This window comes from Streptomyces sp. NPDC058685, assembly GCF_042714725.1.
GTDB lineage: Bacteria > Actinomycetota > Actinomycetes > Streptomycetales > Streptomycetaceae > Streptomyces.
The window spans coordinates 106611-131602 of record NZ_JBHXSL010000016.1 but is presented as its reverse complement, the minus strand read 5'-3'; the positions used below and the strand labels follow the sequence as shown (position 1 = coordinate 131602).

The following is a 24992-nucleotide window of genomic DNA, read 5'->3' as shown; positions in this document are numbered from 1 at the left end:
GAGGCGGGCGAGCTCCGCGGGCCGCCCGCGCCGTCCGTGCCGGCCTCGGCTCCCGAGTCCCCGCTCTGCCCGCATCCCGCCGCGAAGGCCATGAGGGACACCGCCACCAGTGCCCCCGCCGTGCCGCGTCCGAGTCGTGTCATCGGCCGCCCACCTCCCTCGGATCGCTCCGCCGGCGTCCGGAGCCTCAGGAGAGCTGAGCTCCGGCCGTGGTCCGTCGCCGCAGTATGGGCGACCGGGCGGCCCCGCCGCGGGCGATTCGGACGAGCGACCCCCTGCCGGTCCATCGTTCTCTCCCGCCAGGAGGGCTGATCGCTGAGAGCGAACAAGCGCCGGGGAACATCTGCGGCCCCTCATGCATTGAGTCGACATAGCTCAACTTCACTGCCTAAGGGGAGATCATGGCTTTGACGTCCACACCGCTCACCCTGCCCGTGCTGCCGCTCGATGACGAGGTCGTGCTGCCCGGAATGGTGGTGCCTCTGGACCTTTCCGACACCGATGTGCGCGCCGCGGTGGAGGCCGCACAGGCCGCCGCCCGTTCCAGTGGGGCAAGCAAGCCACAGGTGCTTCTTGTTCCTCGGGTCGACGGCCAGTACGCGGCCACCGGCGTGCTCGGCACGGTCGAACAGGTCGGCCGGCTCTCCGACGGCGACCCCGGTGCCCTGATCCGCGGCCGCGGCCGCGTGAAGATCGGCGCGGGCACCACCGGCCCCGGCGCCGCTCTGTGGATCGAGGGCACCCGGATCGAGGAGACCGTTCCCGACCCGCTGCCCGGACAGGTCACCGACCTGATCAAGGAGTACAAGGCGCTCGCCACCGACTGGCTGAAGAAGCGCGGCGCCTGGCAGGTCGTGGACCGGGTCCAGCAGATCGACGACGTCTCGCAGCTCGCCGACAACTCCGGCTACTCACCTTTCCTGACCACGGCCCAGAAGATCGAACTCCTCGACACCGCCGACCCGGTGGCCCGCCTCAAGCTCGCCACCGAGCAGCTGCGGGAGCACCTGGCCGAGCAGGATGTCGCCGAGTCCATCGCCAAGGACGTCCAGGAGGGCGTCGACAAGCAGCAGCGCGAGTTCCTGCTGCGCCGGCAGCTCGAAGCCGTGCGCAAGGAGCTGCGTGAGCTCGACGGCGACGGCGCCGAGGACGAGTCCGACGACTACCGGGCCCGTGTCGAGGCCGCCGACCTGCCCGAGAAGGTCCGCGAAGCGGCCCTCAAGGAGGTCGAGAAGCTCGAGCGGTCCAGCGACCAGAGCCCCGAGGGCTCCTGGATCCGGACCTGGCTCGACACCGTGCTCGAACTGCCCTGGAACGAGACGACCGAGGACGCGTACGACATCCAGGGCGCCAAGGCGATCCTGGACGCCGAACACGCGGGTCTCCAGGACGTCAAGGAGCGGATCACCGAATACCTGGCGGTGCGCAAGCGCCGTGCCGACCGAGGACTCGGAGTGGTCGGCGGACGGCGCGGAGGCGCGGTCCTGGCACTCGTCGGCCCGCCCGGCGTCGGCAAGACCTCGCTCGGTGAGTCCGTCGCACACGCGATGGGACGCAAGTTCGTCCGGGTCGCGCTCGGCGGCGTACGCGACGAGGCGGAGATCCGCGGCCACCGGCGCACCTACGTGGGCGCGCTGCCCGGCCGGATCGTCCGTGCCATCAAGGAGGCCGGGTCGATGAACCCGGTGGTCCTGCTGGACGAGATCGACAAGGTCGGCTCGGACTTCCGGGGCGACCCGGCGGCCGCGCTGCTCGAAGTCCTGGACCCGGCGCAGAACCACACGTTCCGCGACCACTACCTGGAGGTCGAACTCGACCTGTCCGACGTGGTGTTCCTCGCCACGGCGAACGTCCTGGAGGCCATCCCGGAGGCCCTGCTCGACCGTATGGAGCTGGTCCGGCTGGACGGCTACACCGAGGACGAGAAGGTCGTCATCGCCAGGGACCACCTGCTGCCGCGCCAGCTGGAGCGGGCGGGCCTGGAGCCCGGCGAGGTCGTCCTGGAGGACTCGGCACTGCGCAAGCTGGCCGCCGAGTACACCCGTGAGGCGGGCGTGCGAAACCTGGAGCGCTCGGTCGCCAGGCTGCTGCGCAAGGTGGCGGCCCAGCACGAACTGGGTGAGCGGGAACTGCCGCTCAGCGTCGGGGCCGAGCAACTGCGCGCCCTGGTCGGTCGGCCGCACCACGTGCCCGAGTCCGCGCAGGACCCGGCCGAGCGCCGTACCGCGGTGCCCGGTGTCGCCACCGGTCTCGCCGTCACCGGCGCGGGCGGCGACGTCCTCTTCGTCGAGGCGTCGCTGGCCGACCCGGAGACGGGCGGCTCCGGACTGACCCTGACCGGTCAGCTCGGTGACGTGATGAAGGAGTCGGCGCAGATCGCGCTGAGCTTCCTCCGCTCGCACGGCGCCGAACTGGAGCTGCCGGTCGCCGACCTGAAGGACCGGGGCGTGCACATCCACTTCCCGGCGGGTGCGGTCCCCAAGGACGGCCCGAGCGCCGGCATCACGATGACGACGGCGCTGGCGTCGCTGCTCTCCGGACGCCAGGTGCGTACGGATGTGGCGATGACCGGTGAGGTGTCGCTGACCGGGCGGGTCCTGCCGATCGGCGGTCTGAAGCAGAAGCTGCTGGCTGCCCACCGTGCGGGCACCACGACGGTCGTGATCCCGAAGCGGAACGAGGCCGACCTGGACGACGTCCCGGCCGAGATCCTCGAGAAGCTGGAGGTGCACCCGGTGACGGATGTCCGCCAGGTGCTGGAGATCGCGCTGGCCCCGGCGGAGGTCGCCGTGACCGCGGCGGCCTGACGGAAGTCCGGTGACGCGAGAGCCCCGGGCGGAGGGAACACCCCTTTGCCCGGGGCTCCGTGCTGTCCGCCCGTCCCCCGGTCAGCCCTTCGCCGCCTTGTCGTACAGCCTGCGTGCGTCCGCGTTGAAGCGGACCGCCGTCGACTCGCGGTCCGTCTGTCCGCCGCTCGTCACGCCGATGATCCGGCCCGGGTGGGCGGCGTCGCGGTAGTCCGCGAGCCACGGGCCGCCGCTCGTGCCGTCCCAGAAACCGGCGCACTCCATCCGCAGGGACACCTCCAGCTCCGGGTCCTGCCGGGTGTCGGTGGTGCAGGAGACGGGCCGGTTCTGCGGGTTGTGGTCCGCGTTGGGGTAGCCGACGACGGTCACCCGGCGTTCGGCCGGGGAGGCCCAGTCGGCGGGGGTGCCGCCCACGACCTCCTGCACGTCACGGCCCTTCGCATCGGGTTCGAGCGTGAGGAAGGCGTAGTCGACGGCGTCCGAGGCGTCGGTGTTCCTGCGCCAGCGGTCGTCGACCTGGATGGCGCGGACCTTCCACCGTCCGTAGGGCGCCTTGCCGTTGCCCGGGCCGGTGAAGCCGGGGGCGAAGGTGGCGTTCTCCATGTAGCTCCCGTACTCGAAGACACAGTGGGCCGCGGTGGCGACGACATTGCCGCGCGGGCTGTCCACGACGCTCGCGGAGCAGTAGTGCACGCCGTCCTCGTCGAGCAGCACCCCGGCAGAGGCCGGCCCGGCGAAGGGCGTCGCCGACGACTGCGGCGAGGGTCCCGGCGGCAGGGGCGACGGACCGCCACCCGTGTCGGGAGTGGCCGAGACCGGACCACCGCACGCCGTGACGGCCGTGAGCAACGCGACGGCCGGCCAGCTCGGCAGCCTCTTCGGGAGAGCGAACCACGTCATCCGGCCATCTTGCCCGCCGGCGGCGGTGAGTCCAGTGATCACGGCAGAGCCGGTGATCACACTCCCCGAGCGTCTCTCACCGCGCCGGTCCGCGCCGGCCCCCGCTCCGTCAGTCCAGCCAGCCCCGCAACGTCGCCTGCGCGCCCGCCTGGAAGCGGGTCTCCGCGCCCAACGTCTGCAGTAAATGGCTGATTCTGCGACGGGCGGTGTGCACATGGACCCCGAGCCGGCGGGCGATCGCCTCGTCCTTGAGTCCGGCCGCGAGCAGACCGAGCAGCTCCTTCTGTGCCTTCTGGAGCGTGCAGTCCTCGCCGTCCGGGCCGCCGAGGGGTGTGGCGCGTTCCCAGACCGTCTCGAAGAGGGGGACCAGCGCGTTGTGCAGCAGGGCGTCGCCGATGACCAGGGCGGTGGCCCTCGGGTCCGCCGCGTCGGTCGGCGGGAGCAGGGTGATCCGGCGGTCCACACAGATCAGTTTGGTGGGGACGGCGGTCGTGACCCGGGCCCGCAGGCCCCGTTCGACCAGACCGGTCACCGAGCCCATCCGGCCCGGAGTCGCGAGTCCGTCCCGGTCCAGGACGGTCCGTACCTCGATCCCGCGGTCGAGGAGTGCTTCGATACCGAGCCCGGCCTGCCCGGCACTGCCGTCGCGCGGGCCCTTCACATACGGCGGGCGGTCGAGGATCGCGACCTCGCGCTCCGCCGACGCCAGCAGGTACTCCGCCCGTTCGCCGATCGCCCGCGGTCCCGTCACCACCTCGATCCCGCCCTCCGGGGCGGTGGGTGAGCCGGACATCAGCCGTCCGGCGATCCGGTCCGCGGTCATGCGTAATCGCTCCAGCTCGGCCGAGCGCAGATGCAGTTCGGCCTGGCGGCGGTGGATGAGCGTGCGGATAGCGGCGGCGGGCGCCGCCGGATGCGGCAGCGCGCCGTCCCCGTCGGCCGGGACGGCCAGCCCGTGTTCGACGAGATGCCCGAGCGCCAGGTCGAGACGGTCGCGCGGCAGTCCCAGGAGACGGGCCAGCTCCTCGGCTTCGAGCGCCCGTTCCTTGAGCAGTGCTTCGTAGGTGCGTTCCTCGGCGGCCCCCAGGCCGAGGGTCCGCAGTTCCCCCTCGCTCATGCCCCGGATTCTCACCTTGTCTTCACGGACCACACAAGTGTGCGTGTCCACTTGTCAACACGTCGACCACATTGATCGGTTGGCGCCTCACAGGTTGCATGGCCATGACCACCTTTACGGCTTGACCAGCACGTGGGAGGGGTACGAACTGTGCGCAAGGCCAGAACAAGCACACGGAGACCGGGAGTTACCAGGGGGACCGGTCTCGCCGCGCTGCTCGGCGCGGCAGGGCTGCTGCTGACGGCGGTACCGGCTCAGGCGGCCACCCCGTCGGCGGCCGCACCGCCCGCCGACGTCCTGCCGGGGGCAGGAACGGCCACCCCGTCGCTCGTCGACGGCATCAGGGAAGCGGCGGACGCCAAGGCGAGCCCCGCGGACGCGGCCCGTGGCCATCTGGACGCCAAGGAGAGCCGCTACCGGATCGCGGACGCCAAGCGCGACCTCGCTCCGGTCGCGACCGTCGAGCGCGGCAAGGAAGAAACCGTACGGCTCCAGCAGAAGCACCACGGGATACCGGTGTTCGGCGGGCAGTACGTCGTCCGCATGGAGCACCAGGGCGGCAAGCGGGTCGTCACCGGCACCTCCGGCAAGTACTTCACCGGTCTGAAGACCGGCACCGAGGCCACGGTGAGCAACGAGACCGCCGTGCGACGGGCGGTCGCCGCGACGGCGGCCCGGCTCGGCGGCAAGACGCTCAGCAAGGCGGACGCCATCCGCGCCAAGGGCGCCCAGTCCGCCCGCGCCGCCGCGCTCACCGGCTCGGTCGCGGGCCTCGTGGTGATCCCCCGGGGCGAGGGCGTCCTCGCCCATCAGGTGACCGTGCGCGGCACGAACCCCACCACCGGTGAACCCGTGCTCCAGCAGGTCTTCATCGACGCCCGCGCCGGCTATCCGGTCCTGCAGTTCAGCAGCATCAAGACGCTGGCCGAGCAGCGCAACGGCGCGTCGGGCACGGCCCCCAAGGCGGCCGCGCGCGGAGCCGGCTCCGCCACGGCGGACGCGATCCCCGGTTCCGAGGGCACGGGCGTCAAACTGGACGGGACCAGGGTCGGCCTGAACCTCGTCTTCGACGGGAACGCCGCCAAGTACCTGATGAGCGACACCGAGCGCATGGCGGCCGGCAGCAAGAACACGCTGACCACCTGGGACGCCCGGCAACTGGACGTCAATGACGTCCTGGGCGTCTGGCCCGGCGGCATCAAGGAGTTCGCCGACCCGTCGAAGGACGTCGGCAAGGAGGCCACCGACGCCGGCGCGGTCGACGCGCACTGGGCCGCCGGCCGGGTCTACGACTACTACCGCGACGCCCACGGCCGCGACAGCCTCGACGGCCGCGGGATGACGGTCAACTCCCTCGTCGGCGTCACCAGCTTCGGCTTCCCGTACGTCAACGCCTTCTGGGACGGCCAGAAGATGGTCTACGGCGGCGGCGACGAGGAGTACAAGCCGCTCTCCGCCGACCTCGACGTCGTCGGCCACGAGATGACCCACGGCGTCGTGGAGAACACCGCCAACCTGGTCTACGCGGGCCAGTCCGGCGCTCTCAACGAGGCCATCGCCGACTACTTCGGCAACGCCATCGACCTGGCCGCGTCCGGCGCCTCCATGGACGACCCGGACTCGGGTCTGATCGGCGAGGACCTCTGCCGCACGGCGGCGCCCCGTGCCTGCGCGCTGCGCGACCTCAACGACGGTGCGAACACCTCGAAGAACTTCCTCGGCGTCACCTACTCCACCGACAACGGCGGAGTGCACCTCAACTCCACGGTCTTCTCCGGTGCGTTGTGGGACCTGCGCCAGGACGTGGGCGGCGACCTCGCCGACCGGATCGTCTACAAGGCGCTCGCGGAGTACCTGACCCCCCTCGACGGCTTCACCGACGGCCGCAACGCCGTCCTCGCTGCCGCCAAGGACCTGGGCGTCAACGCCAAGCAGCTGACCGCCGTGAAGCGTTCCTTCAACGCCCACGGCATCGTGGCGGGCTGGGAGGACGCCCTCGGCGTCGACTCCGACCAGCTGCTGGGCAAGATCAACACCACCGGCACCGGCGCCCAGGCGGGCGGCGGCCAGTGGGTCGTCTCGCAGTCCAACGACGAGGGCTCCGAGCCGTACTCGGTCTACACGGGCCGCACCGACGGCAAGGGCGCGGCGAAGCTGGTCAGCCCGAACGACGGCCGCTACCACGTCTACCCGGCCACCGACGGCAAGACCGTCGTGTGGGCGGCGTACGGCACCACCAGCCTGGACATCCTGTCCCGGCCGGTCGCCGGCGGGCCGATCAAGAAGCTCTACACCTCGTTCAGCGACATCAGCGGACTGCGGGTGGAGAACGGTGTCGTCGTCTTCGAGACGTCCGGCATCTTCGGCGACCGTCATGTCAGCTATCTGCGTCCCGGGGACACCCGGCCCACGCTCGTCGACGGCGGCGGCTTCGACATCCTGACCGCCCTGCCGGCGATCAGGAACGGCAAGCTCTCCTACGCCAAGCTGTATCCGACGCCGGACGACTACAAGCTCGGCGTCGAGATCCTCGACCTGAAGACCGGCAAGGCGGCCCTGGCCCAGCAGCTCGGCGAGCCGCAGGTCCTCGGCCAGACCGGGGTGAACGCGACCCACGCCTTCTGGCTCGTGGACGAGAACCTGAACGACGAGGGTCAGATGGGCATCCGCAGGTCGGCGCTGGACGGCACCGGCACGGTCGACATCAGTGCGGAGCGCAAGCCGAAGGCGCTGGTCTCCTTCGACCTCACGGTCTCCGACACGGCCGTCACGGTGAACAGTCAGCTGCCCGACCTGGCGCTGCGCAACGAGACGCTGCCGAAGATCTGGCAGCTGACCACCGACGGCTCACAGCAGGAGCGGCTGTCCTGCAACCGCGGTGAGCAGATCTCCCCGGCCGCGGTCTCCGGCCGCCAGGTGGTCTGGATCGACGGCACCACCGGCTGGACCGACCTGGTCACCCGGGACCGTCCCGCGGGTCAGTGCGGCTGACCTGCTCGCACGGATGACGCGACCGACAGAGGGACCCCCGGCGCCCGTGCGCCGGGGGTCCCGTCCGGTCCGCCACAATGGAGTGATGAACACGACGTCCCGGCCGGCCGGGAACGGCGAGCTGAGGGCGGACTGCGGGAACTGCTTCGGGCTGTGCTGTGTGGCCCTGCCCTTCACCCGGTCCGCGGACTTCGCGCTGGACAAGGACGCCGGCACCCCCTGCCCCAACCTCGCCGCCGACTTCCGTTGCGGCATCCACACCCGGCTGCGGCCGAGCGGCTTCACCGGCTGCACGGTCTACGACTGCTTCGGCGCCGGGCAGAAGGTCTCCCTGTCGACCTTCGGCGGAAAGGACTGGCGGGCGGCCCCCGGCACGGCCGCACAGATGTTCGCGGTGTTCCCCGTCGTCCGTCAGCTCCACGAGCTGCTCTGGTATCTGAACGAGGCGCTCACCCTGGAGCCGGCCCGCTCCCTGCACGCCGAGATCCGGGACCTGCTGACGGAGACCGAGGCCCTCACCGAGCTCGGACCCGATGCCCTCGGGGAACTGGACGTGGCGGCGCAGCGGCAGCGGGTCAACGTGGTCCTGCTGCGCACCAGTGAGCTGGTACGGGCCGGAGCGGGCCGCAGGAAGAAGGACCGCAGGGGAGCGGACCTGATGGGCGCCCGGCTCAGGGGAGCGGATCTGCGGGGGGCGAGCCTGCGCGGCGCGTATCTCATCGCCGCCGACCTCGGCGGCGCCGATCTGCGTCTCGCCGACCTGATCGGGGCGGACCTGCGGGACGCGGACCTGTCGGGGGCGGACCTGACCGGCAGCTTCTTCGTCACCCAGCCGCAGCTGAACGCGGCCCGGGGCGACGCCACCACCAGGCTGCCGGGAACGCTGGACCGCCCCGCGCACTGGTCCTGAGACCAGGGGAACACGCGGGGCGGTGCGGGTCGCAGGGCCGTACCGGCGGTTGCCGGACGGTACAGGGGTCAGCCGTTCGCGAGGGCCACGACCCGGTCGAAGTCCCCGTTGAACCGGTCATGGTCGCCCACGGTCGGTCCGGACGAGGTGTACTGCCACATGGTGTGGGTGCCCCATCCGGCGGGGAGGGTGCCGGGAGTGGTGTTGTAGCGCGCGATCCACAGCGGATTGTTCGCGCCGAAGCCGGCGTAGTTGCCGGTGCACTGGGTCCACCAGGTGGTGGCGGTGTAGATCACCGCGTCCCGGCCGGTCAGGACCCGGTAGCGGTTCAGGAAGTCCCCGATCCAGGTCACCATGCCTGCCGGGGACTTGCCGTAGCAGGCGTCGCCGTAGGGATTCCACTCGATGTCCAGCGCGCCGGGGAGGGTGCGGCCGTCCGGCGACCACCCGCCTCCGTTGCTGACGAAGTAGTCGGCCTGGGCGGCACCGGTCGTCTTGTCGGGTGTGGCGAAGTGGTACGTGCCGCGGATCATCCCGATGTCGTACGAGCCGCCGTACTGCTGGGTGAAGTAGGGGTTCCGGTAGTAGGTGCCCTCGGTGGCCTTGACGTAGGCCCACTTCACACCGCTGCTCCACAGCGTCGGCCAGTCGACGTTGCCCTGATGGCTGGAGACGTCGACTCCTTCCGACTGGGCGGCGCGGCTGCTGCGCGGCAGTCCCCCCTGGCCGTCGTGCGCGATGACGCCCATGCCCAGATAGGCGGAGCCCCGAGGGGGGACGTCGTCGGCGCCGGCGGTGCCGGGGAGGGTGAAGAGGAGGGAAAGGACAGCGAGGAGTGCGCCGGACACTGCGATGAGGGAGCGGCGGGATCTCCTCGCGGGGCGGAGGGGAACGGTCGTTCCGGATCTTTGCACGGGCACCAGCGTGCCTCCGAAGACCTCGGTGGGGGACCTGAGGACGAGCCGGCCGGAGCCCACCGCGGCTAGGTGGCGTGGACATGCCACGGCGAAAGCTACGCACGTAGACCGGCCGGGAGGAAGAGGGGTGGGGAGCTGTCATCGGTCCACGCCTGCGAAATACTGACGGAGCAGCGAACTTGTGAATCGCTGAAAGAGAATTCCGGGATCGGGAAAGCGCGCGAGGGGTGCTGACGTGCACAAAAGCGGTACGAGCGGGGAAGCGGGCCCGCGGGCCGGAAGCGGCGTGGACCATGAATTCCTGGCTCTGGAGCGGGAGTTGGCGGTTTTTCTGCGCCGCGCGAGGGCGTCGTCCGGCGAGATGGCACGCGAGGTCCACCCCGAACTGGAGCCCGCTGCCTACGGTCTGCTCGTCCGGCTCGACGAGACGGGTCCGCAGCGCGCGACCGATCTCGCGGTGTACTTCGGCGTCGGCAAGGCGACCATGAGCCGGCAGTTGCACGCTCTGGAGGGGCTCGGCCTGGTGACCCGCGAGCCCGATCCGGCCGACGGCCGCGCGTCACTCGTCCGGCTCACCGAAGAAGGTCTCGCGCGGTTCCGCCGAGTGAGGGACGCCCGCCGCGACCGTTACGTGCGCAAGCTCGCGGGCTGGGACCGCGGCGAGATCGCGGAACTGGCGAGACTGCTTCATCAGCTGAACGCGCGGGCGGAGAGCTAGATTTCACCCTCCTCCGCTCGCCCGGTGGGATGACGGCGGACGCCGAACGAGTGGCCGGCACGCCACTGCCGAGGGACGGCCCGGGCCCGTCGCCTGCCGTGTCCACCGCCGCCGAACGGGTGGCGGAGGCCGTGGTGCCGACCGCCGCCGAACGGGTGGGCCGCCGCTGCTTCCTGATGCCGCCGAACGGGTGGCCGGCCCTCGGCTGTTTCCCTGAGGCCGAACGGGTGGCCGGCCTCGACTGCCCGTCCTGGCCGAACGAGTGGCGGGCCGCGACTGCCCGCCCCGGCCGAACGAGTGGCGGGCCACGCCCATCGACCGGCGGCCCGACCCCGCTCAGAGTTCCGCGAAAACCACCGCCGCGTCGTCGTGCAGCTTCCAGCGGATCACTTCCGTACGTTCCTCCGCCGCCGCCTCGATCCCCCGGACGCGGTCGATCAGACCCTGCGGCCCCTCCTTGCGCAGCAGCGCCAGGCACTCGGTCCAGGTCCCCTCGGCGAACATGTCGACCCACCGGGAGGCGCCGTCCGTCATCGCGGCCAGCGCGCGGACCTCGGCCCGGGGCGTCCGGCCGGTCACCGCGCGGGCGGCCACGGCCGGGTCGGCCGCGGCGGTGAAGAACCCGCCCTCCGCATTGCGCAGAAGATCCGCCGTGGCGTGCGACCGCAGCTGCTCCCGTGGCAGCCGGTCGATGCGGTCGTCCAGCACCGCCCGCACCTGGCCGTCGGGAGACTCCAGCAGCAGCGCCGAGTCGGAGAGCACCAGATGCTCGACGTCGTCCCGCGGGCCTCCCCAGCGCACCATCACCACGGTGGCCTGTGGTGTACGCACGTGAGAAAGGTCACAGGTGTCGCGGTGGGCGTCGGCGGTGCGCCGGATTGCCGCCGAGAGCGCATCGGCCAGTGTCATATCCCGGAGTGAACCGGACAGTTCGATCAGTGCGCCGCCGAGCCGTGCGGTGAACCACGGCACCCCGTGCACACATCCGAAATCCGACGCCGGCGGGGTCACACCGTCCAGCACCACCAGCGTTCCCCCCTGGCCCGAGGCGGGAAGGGCGACCGACGCCCAGTCCTCGTTGGGGCGTTCGGGCGAGCCGGGTGCGGTCGCGAGTTCGATACGCATGATCCCCAGTCTGCACGACTCGTTCACGATGCCTGCACCACTGCCGAAATGCCCCGTACCGGCAGGTCAGGGCATGTTCCCCGGTGACGGGCCACCCGGCGGCTAAGCTGCGGGCGCGCATCCTGCCAAAGCCCGGCCGGAAGATCCAGCCGACCGACCGGAGAGGGCCGATCCGGCGACCGGCGCGAGTTGTTTGCCAACTCCTGAGTGCTGTTCACTCGTTCAGGTGGCGGAGCGGCCGATGCGCGCATCCCTCCCAGGAGCACTGCAATGGTCTGAAGCCGTGCAGGGGGCGGGAACTCGCGTGTGACCGGTCGTCATCTCTGCTGCAAGGGCGGACAAGTCAAGCAGGATTGCGAGCACCGGTGCAGAAGAAGCGGCCTCAGGCCCCCCTGGTCCCTGAGACGTTCCCGGCACAGGAGACCTCGCCGGACCCTGTCGCGCGCGGCCGCACGAAGCGGGTGCGCAACCGGCTGGTCGCGGGCGTCGCCGTCGTCGGCCTCGTCGTCATCGCCGCGGGCACCCCGGGCATCCTGAACGCCTCCGCCGAACTGACCGAGTCCCAGCGCCTCGTCACCCTCGCCGGCCTCAACCGCGAGGCCGTCACCCTCGCCCACTCCCTCGCCGACGAGCGCGACGAGGTCACCTCGTACATCGCGGCCGGACGCGAGGACCAGAAGGGCGAGGAGAAGGACCGGCGGGTCATCTCCGACAGCACGAGCGCCCGCGTCGACCGCCAGATCGACGAGATCGGCAGCCTCATCTCCGGCGACCACGCCGGACTGCGGCGCGAACTGGCCGCTGTGCCCTCCGTGCGCCGTACCGCCCTCACGGGCAAGGGCACCGCCACCGAGGCCCACCGGGCGTACTCCGCGGTCATCGCCCATCTGCACGCGGTCGCCGACGAACTCACCGAGAAGACCCCGCCGCGCGCCTGGGGCGCGTCCCGCAACGCGTCCGGCGGCGACACCCGCGCGCCCGCCGAACTCGGGCTCGCCGTCGAGCAGGCGTCCGCCACCCGCGGGCTGCTGCTCGCCGCGCTCGCCGTGCCGGGCAAGGGCACCACCGAGACCATCGACCCGATCACCGGTCTGCCCGTCCAGGAGGAGGAGGCCGACGCGCCGGGCGACGCTCTGCGCAACGGCCTGAGCGGCGCGGCCCAGCAGGCCCGCGTACGCGAACTCGCCGCGCTCGCCGACTTCGACCAGGCCGCGGGCAAGGACGCCCGCGACTCGCTGGCGGCCACCGTCACCGGACCCGAGATCAAGACCGCCGAGACCTATCTCGCCCGTCTGACGGATCAGCCCGTACTGTCCAAGGCCGAGCGCAAGTCCGACCACGAGAAGGTCGAGGCCTCGCTGACCGCCCGCATCGAGCAGATGCGCAGCGTCGAGTCCTCCCTCGCGTCCGGCCGGATCACCAGCTTCGAGGAGCTGCGGGACGACGACGTCACGGCCCTGGAACTCCAGATCGCGCTCGTCGGCGGTCTGCTGATCCTCGTCATCGGCGTCTCCTCGGCCGTCGCGCGGACCCTCACCCGGCCGCTCGCCGTCCTGCGCATCGGCGCGGCCCGCCTCGCGGCGGCCCCCGAGGTGGAGGAGCCCGTACGCTTCACCGGCCGCAACGACGAGTTCGCCCAGGTCGTACGGTCGCTCAACACCCTGCACGGCAAGCTGCGCGACCTCTCCCTGCGCGCCGAGCGACTGGAGGGCGACCGCGGCGACCTGGCCGGCGCCCGCGACGAACTGGCCGCCGAACTCGCCACCGGCCGCGCCGAACTGCAGCAGCGCACCGAGCAGCTGACCGCCGAACTCACCCGGCTGCGCACGACGATCGACCACACCTTCGTCAACCTCTCGCTGCGCACCCTCGGCCTCGTGGAGCGTCAGCTCGGCGTGATCGAGAAGCTGGAGGACCGCGAGCAGGACCCGGAGCGGCTCGCCACCCTCTTCAAGCTCGACCACATGGCCACCGTCATGCGCCGGCACAGCGAGAACCTCCTGGTCCTCGCCGGGGCCGAGCACGGCCACGCGAATCCTGGTCCCGTGCCCCTCGTCGACGTGCTGCGCGCGGCTGTCAGCGAGATCGAGCGGTACGAGCGGGTCGTCATCCAGTCGCTGCCGCCGCACGCCCAGGTCGCCGGCTTCGCCGCGGACGACCTCAGCCATCTGGTCGCCGAACTGCTGGAGAACGCCACTTCCTTCTCCCCGCCGGACGCCCAGGTCGAGCTCTCGGGCTGGCTGCTGGAGAGCGGCGAGGTGATGCTCTCCGTGCAGGACAGCGGCATAGGGATGACCGGTGGCCGGCTCGCCGAACTCAACGCGCGGCTGGACGACCCCGAGGGGTTCGAGACCCGCCCGGGCAAGGACGGCGACGGCCTCGGGCTGCGGGTCGCCGGTCTGCTGGCCGCACGCCATGGCGTACGGGTCCAGCTGCGGGAGCAGAAGCAGGGCGGCATCACCGCGGTCGTCGTGCTCTCCAGGGGCCTGCTGCCCAAGGAGCCGCCGGCCGAGCGGCACACCGTGAGGACGGCTGACGCCACACCCGTGGTCCAGCAGCCGGGCTCCGTCGCCGAGGCCAACTCCAACGCTCTGCCCAGCAGTCCGCGACAGCTCGCCCACGCCGCCGACCCGTTGGTGGCGGCCGCCGAGGCATCCGTCCGGGCGGCCGAGGCGGACGCGGAGGCGGAGGCGGAGGCGGAGACGCACGAGCGGACGCCCGACGGTGAGCCGGAGACCGTCGGGACGGACCAGGCGACGTTCGAGATGCGCCTGCCGGAGACGGCCGGGCCCGCGGCGCAGGCACCGTCCCCGGTTCCCGCCCAGGCCCCCGCCGAGACCCGGGACCGGACCCAGGCACGACCCGCCGAGCCCGAGCCCGAGGCTCGGCCGCGGCCGGAGCCCGACGGCGAACAGCCCGCGCCCGTCTGGGACCGCGTCACCGACAAGGGGCTGCCCAAGCGGACGCCCAAGGTCGTCCAGCCCGCCACCACGCCCGGCGAGCGCACCGGCAGCGTCGATGCCGACGCCCTGCGCCGCAGGCTCGGCGGCTTCCAGCAGGCGGCCGAGGAGGGCCGCCGCGATGCGCAGGCGGAGATCGAGCGCACCGCACCACGGACAACAACAGAAGATGCGGGGGACACAGTCGAGGAGGCACGCAGTTGACTGCGACCGGGACGTTCGGCCTGAGCAGTGAAGCCCGCAATCTGCACTGGTTGCTGGGCAATCTCGTGGAAGAGGTGCCGGGCGTGCGCTCGGTCGCCGTCGTCTCGTCGGACGGACTGCTGCTCCTGTCCTCCGACCCGGCACAGAACGCCGCCTCCGCCGAGGCCCCCCGCCGGGAGGGTCCGCGGGGCTCCAGCGCCGACCTCGCCACCATCGTGTCGGGCATCGGCAGCCTCACCATCGGCGCCGCCCGGCTGATGGACGGCGGCGGTGTGAAACAGACGATGGTCGCCATGGAGGAGGCCAGCGTCTTCGTCATGTCGATCAGCGACGGCTCGCTGCTCGGCGTCCAGGCCGACGCCGACTCGGACATGTCCGTCGTCGCCTACCACATGGGCATGTTCGTCGGCCGCGCCGGACACGTCCTCACCCCCGAACTCCGCAGCGAACTGCGCCAGTCGTTGGAGGGCTCCCAGTGACGTCCGCCCGCAAACTTCCGGTGCGCGGCGAGAGCCGCCGCCCCGCCCGCGTACGCCCGTACTCCCTCACCGGAGGCCGCACCCGCTTCGGCCATGTGCTGCTCGTCGAGACCTTCGTCGCGGCGCTGGAGGCCCCCGCCGAACGCAGACAGCTGCCCCAGGGCGACCTGTCCTCGCGGGTCATGCCCGAGCTCCAGGCCATCGTCGAGCTGTGCCGCCGTATGCGTACCGTCGCCGAGATCTCGGCGATCCTCAAGATGCCACTGGGCGTTGTCAGGGTCCTTCTCAGTGACCTCGCCGACCAGGGAAAGATCCGTGTGTACGGCACCGGGCACGGGCCCGGACGGCCCGAACGCGCACTGCTCGAAAGGGTGCTGAGTGGACTCCGCCGCCTCTGACACGCTTCCCGCCCGGCCCGCCCCGGAGCCGGAGACCGGTCCGCCGCCGGCCGCCGACGAGGGCCTCAAGGCCTGGCAGCTCGACCACACCCGTGCCCCCACCGCCACCAAGGTCGTGGTCGCGGGCGGCTTCGGTGTGGGCAAGACGACCTTCGTCGGCGCGGTCTCCGAGATCACACCGCTCCAGACCGAGGCGCTGATGACGACGGCGAGCGAGGAGACCGACGACCTCACCTCGACGCCCGACAAGACGACCACCACCGTCGCCATGGACTTCGGCCGGATCACGCTGGACGACGACCTCGTCCTGTACGTGTTCGGGACACCCGGCCAGCAGCGCTTCTGGTTCATGTGGGACGACCTGGTGCGCGGTGCGATCGGTGCGATCGTCCTCGCCGACACCCGCAGGCTCCAGGACTGCTTCCCGGCGCTCGACTACTTCGAGAGCAGCGGGCTGCCGTACATCGTGGCCGTCAACCACTTCGAGGGTTCCGAGCTGTTCGAGGCCGAGGACGTGCGGGAGGCCCTGACGGTCCCCGCGCACGTGCCGGTTGTGATCATGGATGCACGCAGCCGGATCACCGTGATCGAATCGCTGCTCGCGCTGGTCGCCCACGCGCTCGAAGCAACCCCCGAACAGTCCTGACAGACGAAAGAGACTCCCCGATGCGGAAGATACTCATAGTCGGAGCCGGCCAGTCCGGTCTCCAGCTCGCCCTCGGCCTGCAGTCGCAGGGCTACGAGGTCACCCTGATGTCCAACCGCACGGCCGACGAGATCCGCTCCGGCCGGGTCATGTCGACGCAGTGCATGTTCCACACCGCGCTCCAGCACGAGCGTGATCTGGGCATCAACTTCTGGGAGTCCCAGGCCCCGCGCATCGAGGGCCTCGGCGTCTCCGTCGCGGGACCCGAGTCCCAGCGGGTGATCGACTGGGTGGGCAAGCTGGACGGCATCGCCCAGTCCGTCGACCAGCGGGTGAAGATGGCCGGCTGGATGGAGACGTTCGCCCAGCGCGGCGGACAGCTCGTCATCCACGGTGCGGCCGTCTCCGACCTGGACTTCTTCTCGCGCACCTACGACCTGGTGCTGGTCTCGGCGGGCAAGGGCGAACTGGTCTCGATGTTCGGCCGGGACGCCTCCCGCTCCCCGTACGAAGCCCCGCAGCGCGCGCTCGCCGTCGCCTATGTGCACGGCCTCGGCCCGCGCCCCGAGCACCCCGACTTCGACGCGGTGCGCTGCAACCTGATCCCCGGCGTCGGCGAGCTCTTCGTGATGCCGACCTTCACCACCAGCGGACGGGCGGACATCCTCTTCTGGGAGGGCATCCCCGGCGGCCCGCTCGACGCCTTCCAGGGCGTCAAGGACCCGGCCGAGCACCTCTCCCTGACGCTCGAACTCATGGAGAAGTTCACGCCGTGGGAGTACGCGCGGGCCACGAAGGTCGAACTGACCGACGCTGGCGGCACGCTCTCCGGCCGCTACGCCCCGACCGTGCGCAATCCGATCGGCCGGCTGCCCGGGGGCGGCCTGGTCCTCGGTGTCGCGGACGTGGTCGTCGCCAACGACCCGATCACCGGCCAGGGCTCGAACTCGGCGTCCAAGTGCGCGGCCGCGTACCTCTCCTCGATCGTCGAGCACGGTGACAAGCCGTTCGACGAGGCCTGGATGCAGTCCACGTTCGACCGCTACTGGGACACGGCCCAGCACGTCACCAAGTGGACGAACGCCATGCTCGGCGTCCCGCCGGAGCACGTGCTCAACCTGATCGGCGCCGCGGGGCAGATGCAGCCCGTGGCCGACCGGTTCGCCAATGGCTTCAACAACCCGGCGGACTTCGAGAACTTCTTCTTCGACCCCGCGCTCACCGAGGCCTATCTGGCCGAGGTCGCCGGGGCCTCCGGGGCTCCCGCCTCCGAGTAGCCGGTGTCCGGCCCCGCCGTGGCGCCCTCCGGGAGCCGCGGCGGGGTGTACTCCTCCAGAGGGCTCCCCTTCGGGTCGGGCCGCACCGCGCCGAGCAACGGGTTGGCAGCGATGGGGGAGACCTTCACCGTCGCCCCCGGGCGGGGCGCCTGGATCACCATGCCGTCACCCAGATAGAGGGCCACATGGGTGGCTCCGGGGAAGTAGATCACCAGATCACCCGGGCGCAGCGAGCGCAGCGGGACCTTGGGAAGCTCCTCCCACTGGTCCTGACTGGTGCGCGGAATGGTGCGTCCCGCCGCCGCCCATGCCTCGGAGGTCAGCCCCGAGCAGTCGTACGAAGCGGGACCCTCCGCGCCCCACAGATACGGCTTGCCGATCTGCTCCACCGCGTACCGCAGCGCCTTCCCGCCCTCCTCGGTCGGCATCCGCTCCCCGTCGAGGACACCCGAGGCGAGGATCTTCTCCTGCGCCTCGGCGGTGTCCGACTCCTCCAGCGCGGTCAGGGCGGCGATCTCCTCGGGGGAGAGGGACGCGAGCATCTCCTCGACGGCCTTCAGCCGGACGGTCGCCGTGTCACGGGACCGCTTCTGCCGGGCGGCGAGGGTCTGCTCCTTGTCGAGCGCCGCGCGGGAGGCCGCCGCGAGCGCGGACGCGCGCCGGGCGCCCCTCTCCAGCCGGTCGGTGGTCGCCAGCCGGTCGGCCGCCGCACGCTCCATCAGATGGTCCTCGTCCAGGGCGTGCTGGGGGTCACGGGCGAGAAGGAGCCGGACGTAGGCGGAGAGTTCGGAGCGGCCCTGGTACTGCTCGCGGGCGAGGCGTCCGGCGTCGCCGCGGCTGTCGGCGAGCGCGTTGCGGGCCTTGGCCAGCTCACGGCCGACGGCGGCGGTCCGGGCCTGCTGGGCCCTGAGCTGCTCCTCGGTGGCGTTGTACGCCTCGCCGGCCTCCTCGGCCTGTTGGTACAGCGTCCGGAGCCGGGTGAGCATCTGGGGGACGGTGGTGGGCCGGGCAGCCGCGCTCCCGGAGGTGTCGGCCGTGTCGTCGCTGCCGGACTCCGGTCCGCCGGTCTCCTCCACCGGCTCCTCGCCGGTCTCGTCCCCCTGTCCGGTGACCGCCCCGGCCGTGTGCCCGCCCGACGGATCCGGTACGGGCTCCGCCGCGGCCGGTACCGCCGCGATCACCGTCGCCGCCGCCAGCGCCGCCGTACAGACCGTGCGCAGCAATCTGCCTGACACCTCATCACCTCCGGCTGTGGGCCGGGCACTCCGCCCCACAGCCGATCGTGCGAGCGCACAAGCCGGAGCGCGCTGCGAGTGGTCGATTCAGCGCAATGCCGTCATCCGTCGAGGGGGAGTGCGCGCGCCCTACGGCGTGTCGGGGCGGCGGCCGGCCTTCGACCAGGGCCACTTCAGTTCACGGCGTTCCTTGCCGCCCGGTGCGTACTCGTACTTCCAGCCCCGCTGGAGACCGAGCCGCTTGGTGTAGCCGGAGGGGACACGCCGGTATGTGTGCACCGTCGGCGGCGCGCCGTCGTCGTCCGGCACCGGGACCTCGTACCACTTCGGCGGATGTCCGGTCGGTCCCACCAGGACCGGCAGTACCCGTCCGTCCAGCGGCCCGCCCACGAAGGGGGTGTTCTCACTTCTCACCCGGTCAGTGTCTCCCGTACCTCCGGCCCCTCCGTCACCGGGCGCGCCACGGCGCGGCCCGCACCCGCCGGAGCGCGGCCGGGCCCCGTCCGGCGGACACCGAGCACTGTTTCGAACGGATCCCCGTACCTGACTCATTGACAGGCCAAATCCCCCGCGACTACTTTCGGCCCAGGCCGAAACAGCCGGGCTCCCGTCGCTCACTTCTCAGCAGGCCTTCCGGAGGCCCCCATGAAGACAGGCTTCACGCGCGCCACCGCTCCTCTCGCTCTGTTCATGCTCGCCGCCTCGCTCTCCGCGTGCGGGGGCGGCGGCTCGGGCTCCGACTCGGACGACGTCACCGTCTGGATGTACCCGGTGATCGCCGACCCCAAGGCCAACGCGGCCTACTGGGACGGAATCGAGAAGGCCTTCGAGAAATCGGCACCGGGCACCGAACTCACCGTCGAGCAGCAGCCGTGGGACAACCGTGACCAGAAGATCGCCACCGCGTTCGGCGGCGGCAAGGGCCCGGACGTCGTGCTGCTCACCCCGGACCAGATCCCGCAGTTCTCCGCCGGCGGCGCCATCACCCCCGTGGACGCGGCGCTGAAGAACAGCACCGACAAGTTCCTGCCCGCGACCCTGGACGCGATGAAGCAGGACGGGAAGATCTACGGCGCGCCGATCTACCAGACCGTCACCACCACGGTCTACAACAAGAAACTGCTCGCCTCCGCGGGGATCGCCACCCCGCCCGGCACCTGGGACGAGATCAAGGCGGCCGCTCCCAAGCTCAAGCAGAAGGGCGTCGCCATACTGGACTACTCGGCGAGCCCCGAGGCCTCGCTGAACCTGAACTTCTACCCGCTGCTGTGGCAGGCCGGCGGCACCGTGTTCGACGAGTCCGGCAAGAAGGCGGCGTTCAACAGCGCGGCCGGCGTCGAGGCGCTCACCTTCCTCACCGACCTGTGGAAGGCCGGCTCGGTCCCCAAGTCCGCGATGACGAACACCAACCTCCTCGCCGACCACGCGCTCGGCAAGCAGGAGGCGGCCATGGGCTTCTCGGTCGTGCTCGCCGACGCCGAACTGGCCGCGAAGACCTGGGGAGCGGACAACGTCGTCGTGGGCGCCCCGCTCAAGGGCCCGGCCAAGGAGATCGCCTTCGGCATCCCCGGCGCTCTCAGCGTCAACGCCAAGTCGAAGAACGTGGCGGGTGCGCAGAAGTTCCTGGAGTTCATGACCCAGCCGGAGCAGATCCAGTCGCTCGGCAAGGCCAGTGGCTACTTCTCGCCCCGTACGGACGTCAGCGTGCCGAACACCTCGCCGTACGCGAAGCAGTACCAGGCGGCGCTCGCGGCGGTCTCGCCCGGTGAGCCCAACCCCGCGGCCCGCCAGCTGATGGGCCTGCTCGCACCGGAGATCCAGGCGGCGCTGACCGGCAAGAAGAGCCCCAAGGAAGCTCTGGACGACGCGGCGAAGGCGGCCGACGACCTGCTGGCACGGCAGCGTTGAGCGAGGCGGCCACGGGCAAGGCCCTCCCGCGCACCACCGAAGCGCACGAGAGCGTCGCGCGCCGACCCGGACGGCGTCAGGGGCGGCGGCGCGAGGCTCTCGTGGGCTTCGCGTTCATCGCCCCGATGCTCGTGCTGTTCATCGTGTTCCGGTTCGGGCCGACGATCGGCGCCGGCTTCCTCTCGCTCACCGACTACCGGCTCAGCGGCGAGTGGGAGTTCATCGGCGCCCGGAACTACACCCGGCTGTTCGGCGACGCCCTGTTCTGGGAGAGCCTCGGCGTCACCGCGATCTACACCGCGGTCTACGTCCCGATGACGGTGCTCCTCGCCCTCGGCACGGCCGTGCTCCTGCACCGCACGGTGTGGATGCGGGGCTTCTTCCGCGGGGTGTTCTTCCTGCCGTACGTCACCAGCATCGTGCTGGCGGCCGTCATCTGGAAGTGGATCTACGAGGTCGACGACGGTCTGCTGAACGCCGCGCTCGGCGCCCTCTCGCTGGGGCCCGTGGACTTCCTGGGCGACGAGAACCTCGTCCTGCCCTCGATCGCCGCCACGGCGGCCTGGAAGGGCTTCGGCTACACCATGCTGATCCTGCTGGCCGGGCTCCAGTCCATCCCCCGCGAGGTCACCGAGGCGGCCACCGTCGACGGCGCGAGCGCCTGGCAGCGCTTCCGCTGGGTGACGCTGCCGATGCTGCGGCCGGTGCTGTTCTTCGTCCTCGTCATCGAGGCGATCCAGGCCTTCCAGGTCTTCGACGCGATGTACGTGATGACCGGCGGCGGACCTGTCCGCGCCAGCTACTCGCTCGTCTACTTCCTGTACGACTCGGGCTTCAAGTACTTCGACTTCGGCTACGCCAGCGCGGTCGGCCTGATGCTCTTCGTCGTGGTCCTGGTCTTCTCGCTCATCCAGCGCCGGCTCATCGGCAGAGAGGTGGACTGATGGGCCGGCTGAGACTGCCCGTGCTGCTGGTCCTGGTCGCTTTCGTCACCATGGCGCCCTTCGCGGTCATGGTGCTCGTCGCCTTCGCCCCGCCGGAGGGCTCGACGCTGCCCGGGGCCCTGGACATCACCCGCGCCACCTGGCAGAACTTCACCGACGTCCTGGAGGGTGCCGACGTCACCCAGTGGGCGGTGAACTCGCTGATCTACTCGCTCGTCTCGGTCGTGCTCATCCTGCTGTTCTCGTCGATGGCCGGGTACGCCTTCGCCAAGAAGCGTTTCCCCGGCCGCGAGGTGCTGTTCTGGGCGTTCCTGGCCACCCTGATGGTGCCGTTCCAGGCGACGCTGATCCCGTACTACATCCTGGTGTCGAAGATGGGCGGGGTGGACACCTACTGGGGACTGATCGTGCCGACGCTGGCGAACTCCCAGGCGGTGTTCCTGATGCGGCAGTTCATGTACCAGTTGCCCGACGAGCTGTTCGAGGCCGCGAAGATCGACGGGGCGTCCGAGTGGCGGATCTACACCACCATCGTGATCCCGCTGATCCGGCCGATCCTCGCCACCCTCGGCGTCTTCGTCTTCCTGTGGCACTGGAACGACTTCCTCTGGCCCCTCGTCATCGGCCAGTCCTCGGACATGCGCACCCTCACGGTGGGCCTCGCCACCCTCGCCGGCCAGGACGTCACCATCAACCAGATCATGGCCGGCGCGACCATCACGGTCATCCCCTGCCTGCTGGTCTTCGGTCTGCTCCAGCGCTATCTGACGGACTCGATCGCCACCTCCGGCCTCAAGTCGTGACCGTCGTCGACATCAACCGGATGCTCGGCCCGCTGCCGTACGACGAGGTGGCGAGCCGGGACCCGGAGGGACTGGCCGCGGAACTCGACCGGCTGCACATCGACAGCGCCTGCGTGGTGCACACGCACGCCGTGTACGGCGACCCCCGGGACGGCAACGCCTCTCTTTCGGCGGCGAAGGGGCCGAGACTGCGGCCGGTGCCCGTGCTGATCCCCGGCCCCCTCGGCACCGGGGACGTCCCCGCCGGGCGGCTGGTGCGACTGTGCCCCGGTGAACACCGCTGGTCCCTCACCGGTGAGCACTCCCTCGTGCTCGCGGCCGAACTGGCGGGCAGGCGCGCAACCGTGCTGCTCGCCTGGGAGACGGTGAGCGCCGCCGAGGTGCGGCGGTTCGCCGACGCCCGCCCGACCCTGCGGATCGTCCTCACCGGCACCGGCTACCGCAGCCTGCGGGAACTCGCCGACCTCATGGACGTCCACGAGGAGCTGTCTGTGGACACCTCCACACTCGCCGGGCACCTTCAGGTCGAATGGTTCGCCGCGCGCTACGGAGCCCGGCGCGTCCTCTTCGGCACGGGCGCCCCGGTCACCGACGACGCCGGACCGCGCTACCAACTGGACACCCTGGACCTGCCGAAGACCGACACGGCCCTCATCGCCGGCGGCAACGCGCTGCGGCTGCTGGGCGAGCACCCGTGGGCGTGATCGACGCGCACGGCCACCTCGGACGTTGGCCCGCGTTCGCCGTCACCGACGGTTCCGCGCGGAGCCTGCTGGCCGTGATGGACCGCTGCGGCGTCACCACCGCCTGTGTCTCGCACCTCCTCGCGGTGGGCCCCGACGCCCGCGCCGGCAACGCCCTGCTGCTCGCGGAGCTCGCCCGCCACCCCGGCCGCCTCCTCGGCTACGCCGTCTTCAACCCGCACGACCCCGAAGCCCCCGAGCGGCTGAGGGACCTCCTCGAAGCCCCCGGCGTCATCGGCGTCAAGCTCCACCCCGAGGTCCACGAACTCCCGCTCGACCACCCCGCGTACACCCCCGCCTTCGAGATCGCCGCCGGGCGCGGGCGCATCGTCCTCGCGCACAGTCAGTACCGCTCCGCCTGGTCCGATCCCGCCCGGTTCGCGGCCGTCGCACCCCGCTACCCCGAACTGCCCCTGCTGATGGGCCACTCGGGCCTGTGGACGGACGGCTTCGCACCCGCCGCCGAAGCGGCCGCCCACTGCCCGAGCATCGTCCTGGAGACCTGCGGCTCCCGGATGACCGCGCGCCATCTCGTCAGGCTCGTCGCGGAGGCGGGCGCCGAACGCATCGCCTTCGGCTCCGACGCCGTCTTCCTCGATCTGCGCGTCGGACTCGGACGGGTCCTGCTCGCCGGCCTCGCCGCCACCGACCGGCAGCAGATCCTGCACGGCACCATGAACCGGCTGCTCCAGGGGCTGCGATGACACCCGTACGCACCGAGGGCTGGCCGCAGTGGCCGCCGCCTGCCACCGACGAGCAGCGCGAACGGCTGATGCGGGTTCTCGACGGCGGCCGCTGGGGGGCGGCAGCCGGCCACGGCGAGGACTCCCTGGTGGCACGGTTCGCCGCCGACTTCGCCTCCGGCGTCGGAGCCGCCCACGGGGTCTGCACGGTGAACGGGACCGTGGCGCTCTTCCTGGCGCTGCGGGCCCTCGGCGTACGGCCCGGGGACGAAGTGATCGTGCCCGCCTACACGTTCGTGGCCACGGCCACAGCCGTCGTCCTCGCCGGGGCGGCGCCCGTCGTCGCCGATGTCACCGACACCCTGCACCTCGACCCGTCGTCCCTGGCACGGCTGGCCGGACCGCGGACCAGGGCCGTCGTTCCGGTGCATCTCGCCGGCGCACCCGCGGACACCGAGGCGCTGAGGACTGCCGCCGAGCACCACGGTCTCGCCGTCGTGGAGGACGCCGCCCAGGCCCACGGCGCCCGCCGGCACGGGCGGCCCGCGGGGACACTCGGCGACGCGGCCTGCTTCAGCTTCCAGTCGAGCAAGGCGATGACCGCGGGGGAGGGCGGCATCGTCGTCACCGACGACCGGCGGACCTTTGAGCGGCTGTGGGCGCTGCACAACGTCGGACGCCGTGCCGACGAGGGCTGGTACGAACACCCGGAGCTGGGCTGGAACCTGCGGATGACGGAGTTCCAGGCGGCCGTCCTCGGCCCCCAGCTTCCGCTGCTGGAGGGCCAGATCGACCATCGCGAGGCACGGGCGGCCACACTCGCCCGGGCGCTGGACGACATCGAGGGACTCTCGCCGGTGCCCGAGCCCGCCGGGACGACCCGCCACACCCGGCACCTGGCCCTGCTCCGCTACGAGGCGGCCGCGTTCGGCGGTCACCCGAAGGCGGTCTTCCTCGCCGCCATGAACGCCGAGGGAGTGCCGCTGGACACCGGGTACCGCTCCCTCACCCGGGAGCCCTCCCTCGCGCCCTACGCCGTGCGGACCCGCCCCTGCCCGGTCGCCGAGGCGGCCGAGGACTCGGTGGTCTGGGTGCGTCAGCCGATGCTGATGGCGGACGACGCGGCCATGGCGGACATCGCGCAGGCCGCGCTGGTGGTCCAACGCGCTTTCAGGAGACGGCCGCTCAGGCGCTGAGCCCGCGGGAGACGACCGCTCAGGCGCTGAG

At 71.4% G+C, this 24992-nt stretch carries 21 protein-coding genes; 15 read left to right on the top strand and 6 right to left on the bottom strand.

Going from position 1 to position 24992, the window contains the following annotated elements:
• Positions 1-401 precede the first annotated feature (401 nt).
• Positions 402-2807 (top strand): endopeptidase La, encoded by a 2406-nt coding sequence (lon, locus tag ACFWU3_RS16485; protein WP_384437181.1) that lies wholly within the window; start codon positions 402-404, stop codon positions 2805-2807.
• An 81-nt stretch (positions 2808-2888) separates the two neighbouring features.
• On the opposite strand, the gene ACFWU3_RS16480 is transcribed toward lon, so the two are convergent.
• Together ACFWU3_RS16480 and ACFWU3_RS16475 are read right to left on the bottom strand one after the other, a co-directional pair.
• Complete coding sequence (locus tag ACFWU3_RS16480; protein WP_384437178.1) at positions 2889-3707, bottom strand: trypsin-like serine peptidase; 819 nt, start codon at positions 3705-3707, stop codon at positions 2889-2891.
• 109 nt (positions 3708-3816) lie between these two features.
• On the bottom strand, positions 3817-4824 hold the full coding sequence (locus tag ACFWU3_RS16475) for a helix-turn-helix domain-containing protein (RefSeq protein WP_384437175.1): 1008 nt from the start codon (positions 4822-4824) through the stop codon (positions 3817-3819).
• Positions 4825-4974: 150 nt separating this feature from the next.
• Between ACFWU3_RS16475 and ACFWU3_RS16470 the strand changes: the two genes are divergently transcribed.
• The gene (locus tag ACFWU3_RS16470) at positions 4975-7815 is read left to right on the top strand and encodes a M4 family metallopeptidase (RefSeq protein WP_384437172.1); all 2841 of its coding nucleotides are present in this window, start codon (positions 4975-4977) and stop codon (positions 7813-7815) included.
• A gap of 85 nt (positions 7816-7900) precedes the next feature.
• Positions 7901-8725 (top strand): pentapeptide repeat-containing protein, encoded by an 825-nt coding sequence (locus ACFWU3_RS16465; RefSeq protein WP_384437169.1) that lies wholly within the window; start codon positions 7901-7903, stop codon positions 8723-8725.
• A 68-nt stretch (positions 8726-8793) separates the two neighbouring features.
• On the opposite strand, the gene ACFWU3_RS16460 is transcribed toward ACFWU3_RS16465, so the two are convergent.
• Positions 8794-9645, bottom strand: coding sequence for a lysozyme (locus tag ACFWU3_RS16460; RefSeq protein WP_384437166.1), 852 nt, complete (start codon positions 9643-9645; stop codon positions 8794-8796).
• A 232-nt stretch (positions 9646-9877) separates the two neighbouring features.
• Between ACFWU3_RS16460 and ACFWU3_RS16455 the strand changes: the two genes are divergently transcribed.
• Positions 9878-10360 carry a MarR family winged helix-turn-helix transcriptional regulator gene (locus tag ACFWU3_RS16455; RefSeq protein WP_384437163.1) on the top strand — a complete coding sequence of 161 codons (483 nt, stop codon included), beginning with the start codon at positions 9878-9880 and terminating at the stop codon, positions 10358-10360.
• Between the two features lie 336 nt (positions 10361-10696).
• Here ACFWU3_RS16455 and ACFWU3_RS16450 read toward each other — a convergent pair whose 3' ends face one another.
• Entirely contained in the window at positions 10697-11485 is a 789-nt protein-coding gene (locus ACFWU3_RS16450) for a protein phosphatase 2C domain-containing protein (protein ID WP_384437160.1), read from the bottom strand.
• 365 nt (positions 11486-11850) lie between these two features.
• Here ACFWU3_RS16450 and ACFWU3_RS16445 point away from each other — a divergent pair, with 365 nt between their 5' ends.
• The 5 genes from ACFWU3_RS16445 to ACFWU3_RS16425 are packed head-to-tail and all read left to right on the top strand — an operon-like array spanning position 11851 to position 17449.
• Positions 11851-14649, top strand: coding sequence for a nitrate- and nitrite sensing domain-containing protein (locus tag ACFWU3_RS16445; RefSeq protein ID WP_384437157.1), 2799 nt, complete (start codon positions 11851-11853; stop codon positions 14647-14649).
• Positions 14646-15128, top strand: coding sequence for a roadblock/LC7 domain-containing protein (locus ACFWU3_RS16440; protein ID WP_340475343.1), 483 nt, complete (start codon positions 14646-14648; stop codon positions 15126-15128). The genes ACFWU3_RS16445 and ACFWU3_RS16440 overlap by 4 nt, the downstream gene beginning before the upstream one ends.
• On the top strand, positions 15125-15526 hold the full coding sequence (locus tag ACFWU3_RS16435; RefSeq protein WP_383234407.1) for a DUF742 domain-containing protein: 402 nt from the start codon (positions 15125-15127) through the stop codon (positions 15524-15526). Before ACFWU3_RS16440 ends, ACFWU3_RS16435 begins: the two co-directional genes overlap by 4 nt.
• Positions 15507-16172 (top strand): ATP/GTP-binding protein, encoded by a 666-nt coding sequence (locus ACFWU3_RS16430; RefSeq protein WP_384437154.1) that lies wholly within the window; start codon positions 15507-15509, stop codon positions 16170-16172. The genes ACFWU3_RS16435 and ACFWU3_RS16430 overlap by 20 nt, the downstream gene beginning before the upstream one ends.
• A 20-nt stretch (positions 16173-16192) precedes the next feature.
• Positions 16193-17449, top strand: a complete 1257-nt coding sequence (locus tag ACFWU3_RS16425; protein WP_384437151.1) for a styrene monooxygenase/indole monooxygenase family protein — start codon at positions 16193-16195, stop codon at positions 17447-17449.
• Here ACFWU3_RS16425 and ACFWU3_RS16420 read toward each other — a convergent pair.
• Positions 17401-18684 (bottom strand): C40 family peptidase, encoded by a 1284-nt coding sequence (locus ACFWU3_RS16420; RefSeq protein ID WP_384437148.1) that lies wholly within the window; start codon positions 18682-18684, stop codon positions 17401-17403. The two genes, ACFWU3_RS16425 and ACFWU3_RS16420, sit on opposite strands and share 49 nt — an antisense overlap.
• Positions 18685-18813: 129 nt before the next feature.
• Positions 18814-19098 carry a hypothetical protein gene (locus tag ACFWU3_RS16415; RefSeq protein WP_384437146.1) on the bottom strand — a complete coding sequence of 95 codons (285 nt, stop codon included), beginning with the start codon at positions 19096-19098 and terminating at the stop codon, positions 18814-18816.
• A 231-nt stretch (positions 19099-19329) separates the two neighbouring features.
• On the opposite strand from ACFWU3_RS16415, the gene ACFWU3_RS16410 reads away from it, so the two are divergent.
• The 6 genes from ACFWU3_RS16410 to ACFWU3_RS16385 are packed head-to-tail and all read left to right on the top strand — an operon-like array spanning position 19330 to position 24961.
• Positions 19330-20592, top strand: a complete 1263-nt coding sequence (locus ACFWU3_RS16410) for an ABC transporter substrate-binding protein (protein ID WP_384437143.1) — start codon at positions 19330-19332, stop codon at positions 20590-20592.
• Positions 20589-21536, top strand: a complete 948-nt coding sequence (locus ACFWU3_RS16405; RefSeq protein WP_384437140.1) for a carbohydrate ABC transporter permease — start codon at positions 20589-20591, stop codon at positions 21534-21536. The genes ACFWU3_RS16410 and ACFWU3_RS16405 overlap by 4 nt, the downstream gene beginning before the upstream one ends.
• Positions 21536-22339 carry a carbohydrate ABC transporter permease gene (locus ACFWU3_RS16400; RefSeq protein WP_313944142.1) on the top strand — a complete coding sequence of 268 codons (804 nt, stop codon included), beginning with the start codon at positions 21536-21538 and terminating at the stop codon, positions 22337-22339. The genes ACFWU3_RS16405 and ACFWU3_RS16400 overlap by 1 nt, the downstream gene beginning before the upstream one ends.
• On the top strand, positions 22336-23043 hold the full coding sequence (locus ACFWU3_RS16395; protein WP_384437136.1) for an amidohydrolase family protein: 708 nt from the start codon (positions 22336-22338) through the stop codon (positions 23041-23043). The genes ACFWU3_RS16400 and ACFWU3_RS16395 overlap by 4 nt, the downstream gene beginning before the upstream one ends.
• Entirely contained in the window at positions 23040-23786 is a 747-nt protein-coding gene (locus ACFWU3_RS16390) for an amidohydrolase family protein (protein ID WP_384437133.1), read from the top strand. Before ACFWU3_RS16395 ends, ACFWU3_RS16390 begins: the two co-directional genes overlap by 4 nt.
• Positions 23783-24961: a DegT/DnrJ/EryC1/StrS family aminotransferase gene (locus ACFWU3_RS16385; RefSeq protein ID WP_384437130.1), complete on the top strand. Its 1179-nt coding sequence runs from the start codon at positions 23783-23785 to the stop codon at positions 24959-24961. Before ACFWU3_RS16390 ends, ACFWU3_RS16385 begins: the two co-directional genes overlap by 4 nt.
• Positions 24962-24992: the final 31 nt, after the last annotated feature.

Bases quoted from the DNA above. Each gene is read 5' to 3' on its own strand.
- ACFWU3_RS16400 (WP_313944142.1), top strand. From the start codon at position 21,536: ATGGGCCGGCTGAGACTGCCCGTGCTGCTGGTCCTGGTCGCTTTCGTC.
- ACFWU3_RS16465 (WP_384437169.1), top strand. From the start codon at position 7,901: ATGAACACGACGTCCCGGCCGGCCGGGAACGGCGAGCTGAGGGCGGAC.
- ACFWU3_RS16410 (WP_384437143.1), top strand. From the start codon at position 19,330: ATGAAGACAGGCTTCACGCGCGCCACCGCTCCTCTCGCTCTGTTCATG.
- ACFWU3_RS16480 (WP_384437178.1), bottom strand. From the start codon at position 3,707: ATGACGTGGTTCGCTCTCCCGAAGAGGCTGCCGAGCTGGCCGGCCGTC.
- ACFWU3_RS16450 (WP_384437160.1), bottom strand. From the start codon at position 11,485: ATGCGTATCGAACTCGCGACCGCACCCGGCTCGCCCGAACGCCCCAAC.
- ACFWU3_RS16425 (WP_384437151.1), top strand. From the start codon at position 16,193: ATGCGGAAGATACTCATAGTCGGAGCCGGCCAGTCCGGTCTCCAGCTC.
- lon (WP_384437181.1), top strand. From the start codon at position 402: ATGGCTTTGACGTCCACACCGCTCACCCTGCCCGTGCTGCCGCTCGAT.
- ACFWU3_RS16475 (WP_384437175.1), bottom strand. From the start codon at position 4,824: ATGAGCGAGGGGGAACTGCGGACCCTCGGCCTGGGGGCCGCCGAGGAA.
- ACFWU3_RS16385 (WP_384437130.1), top strand. From the start codon at position 23,783: ATGACACCCGTACGCACCGAGGGCTGGCCGCAGTGGCCGCCGCCTGCC.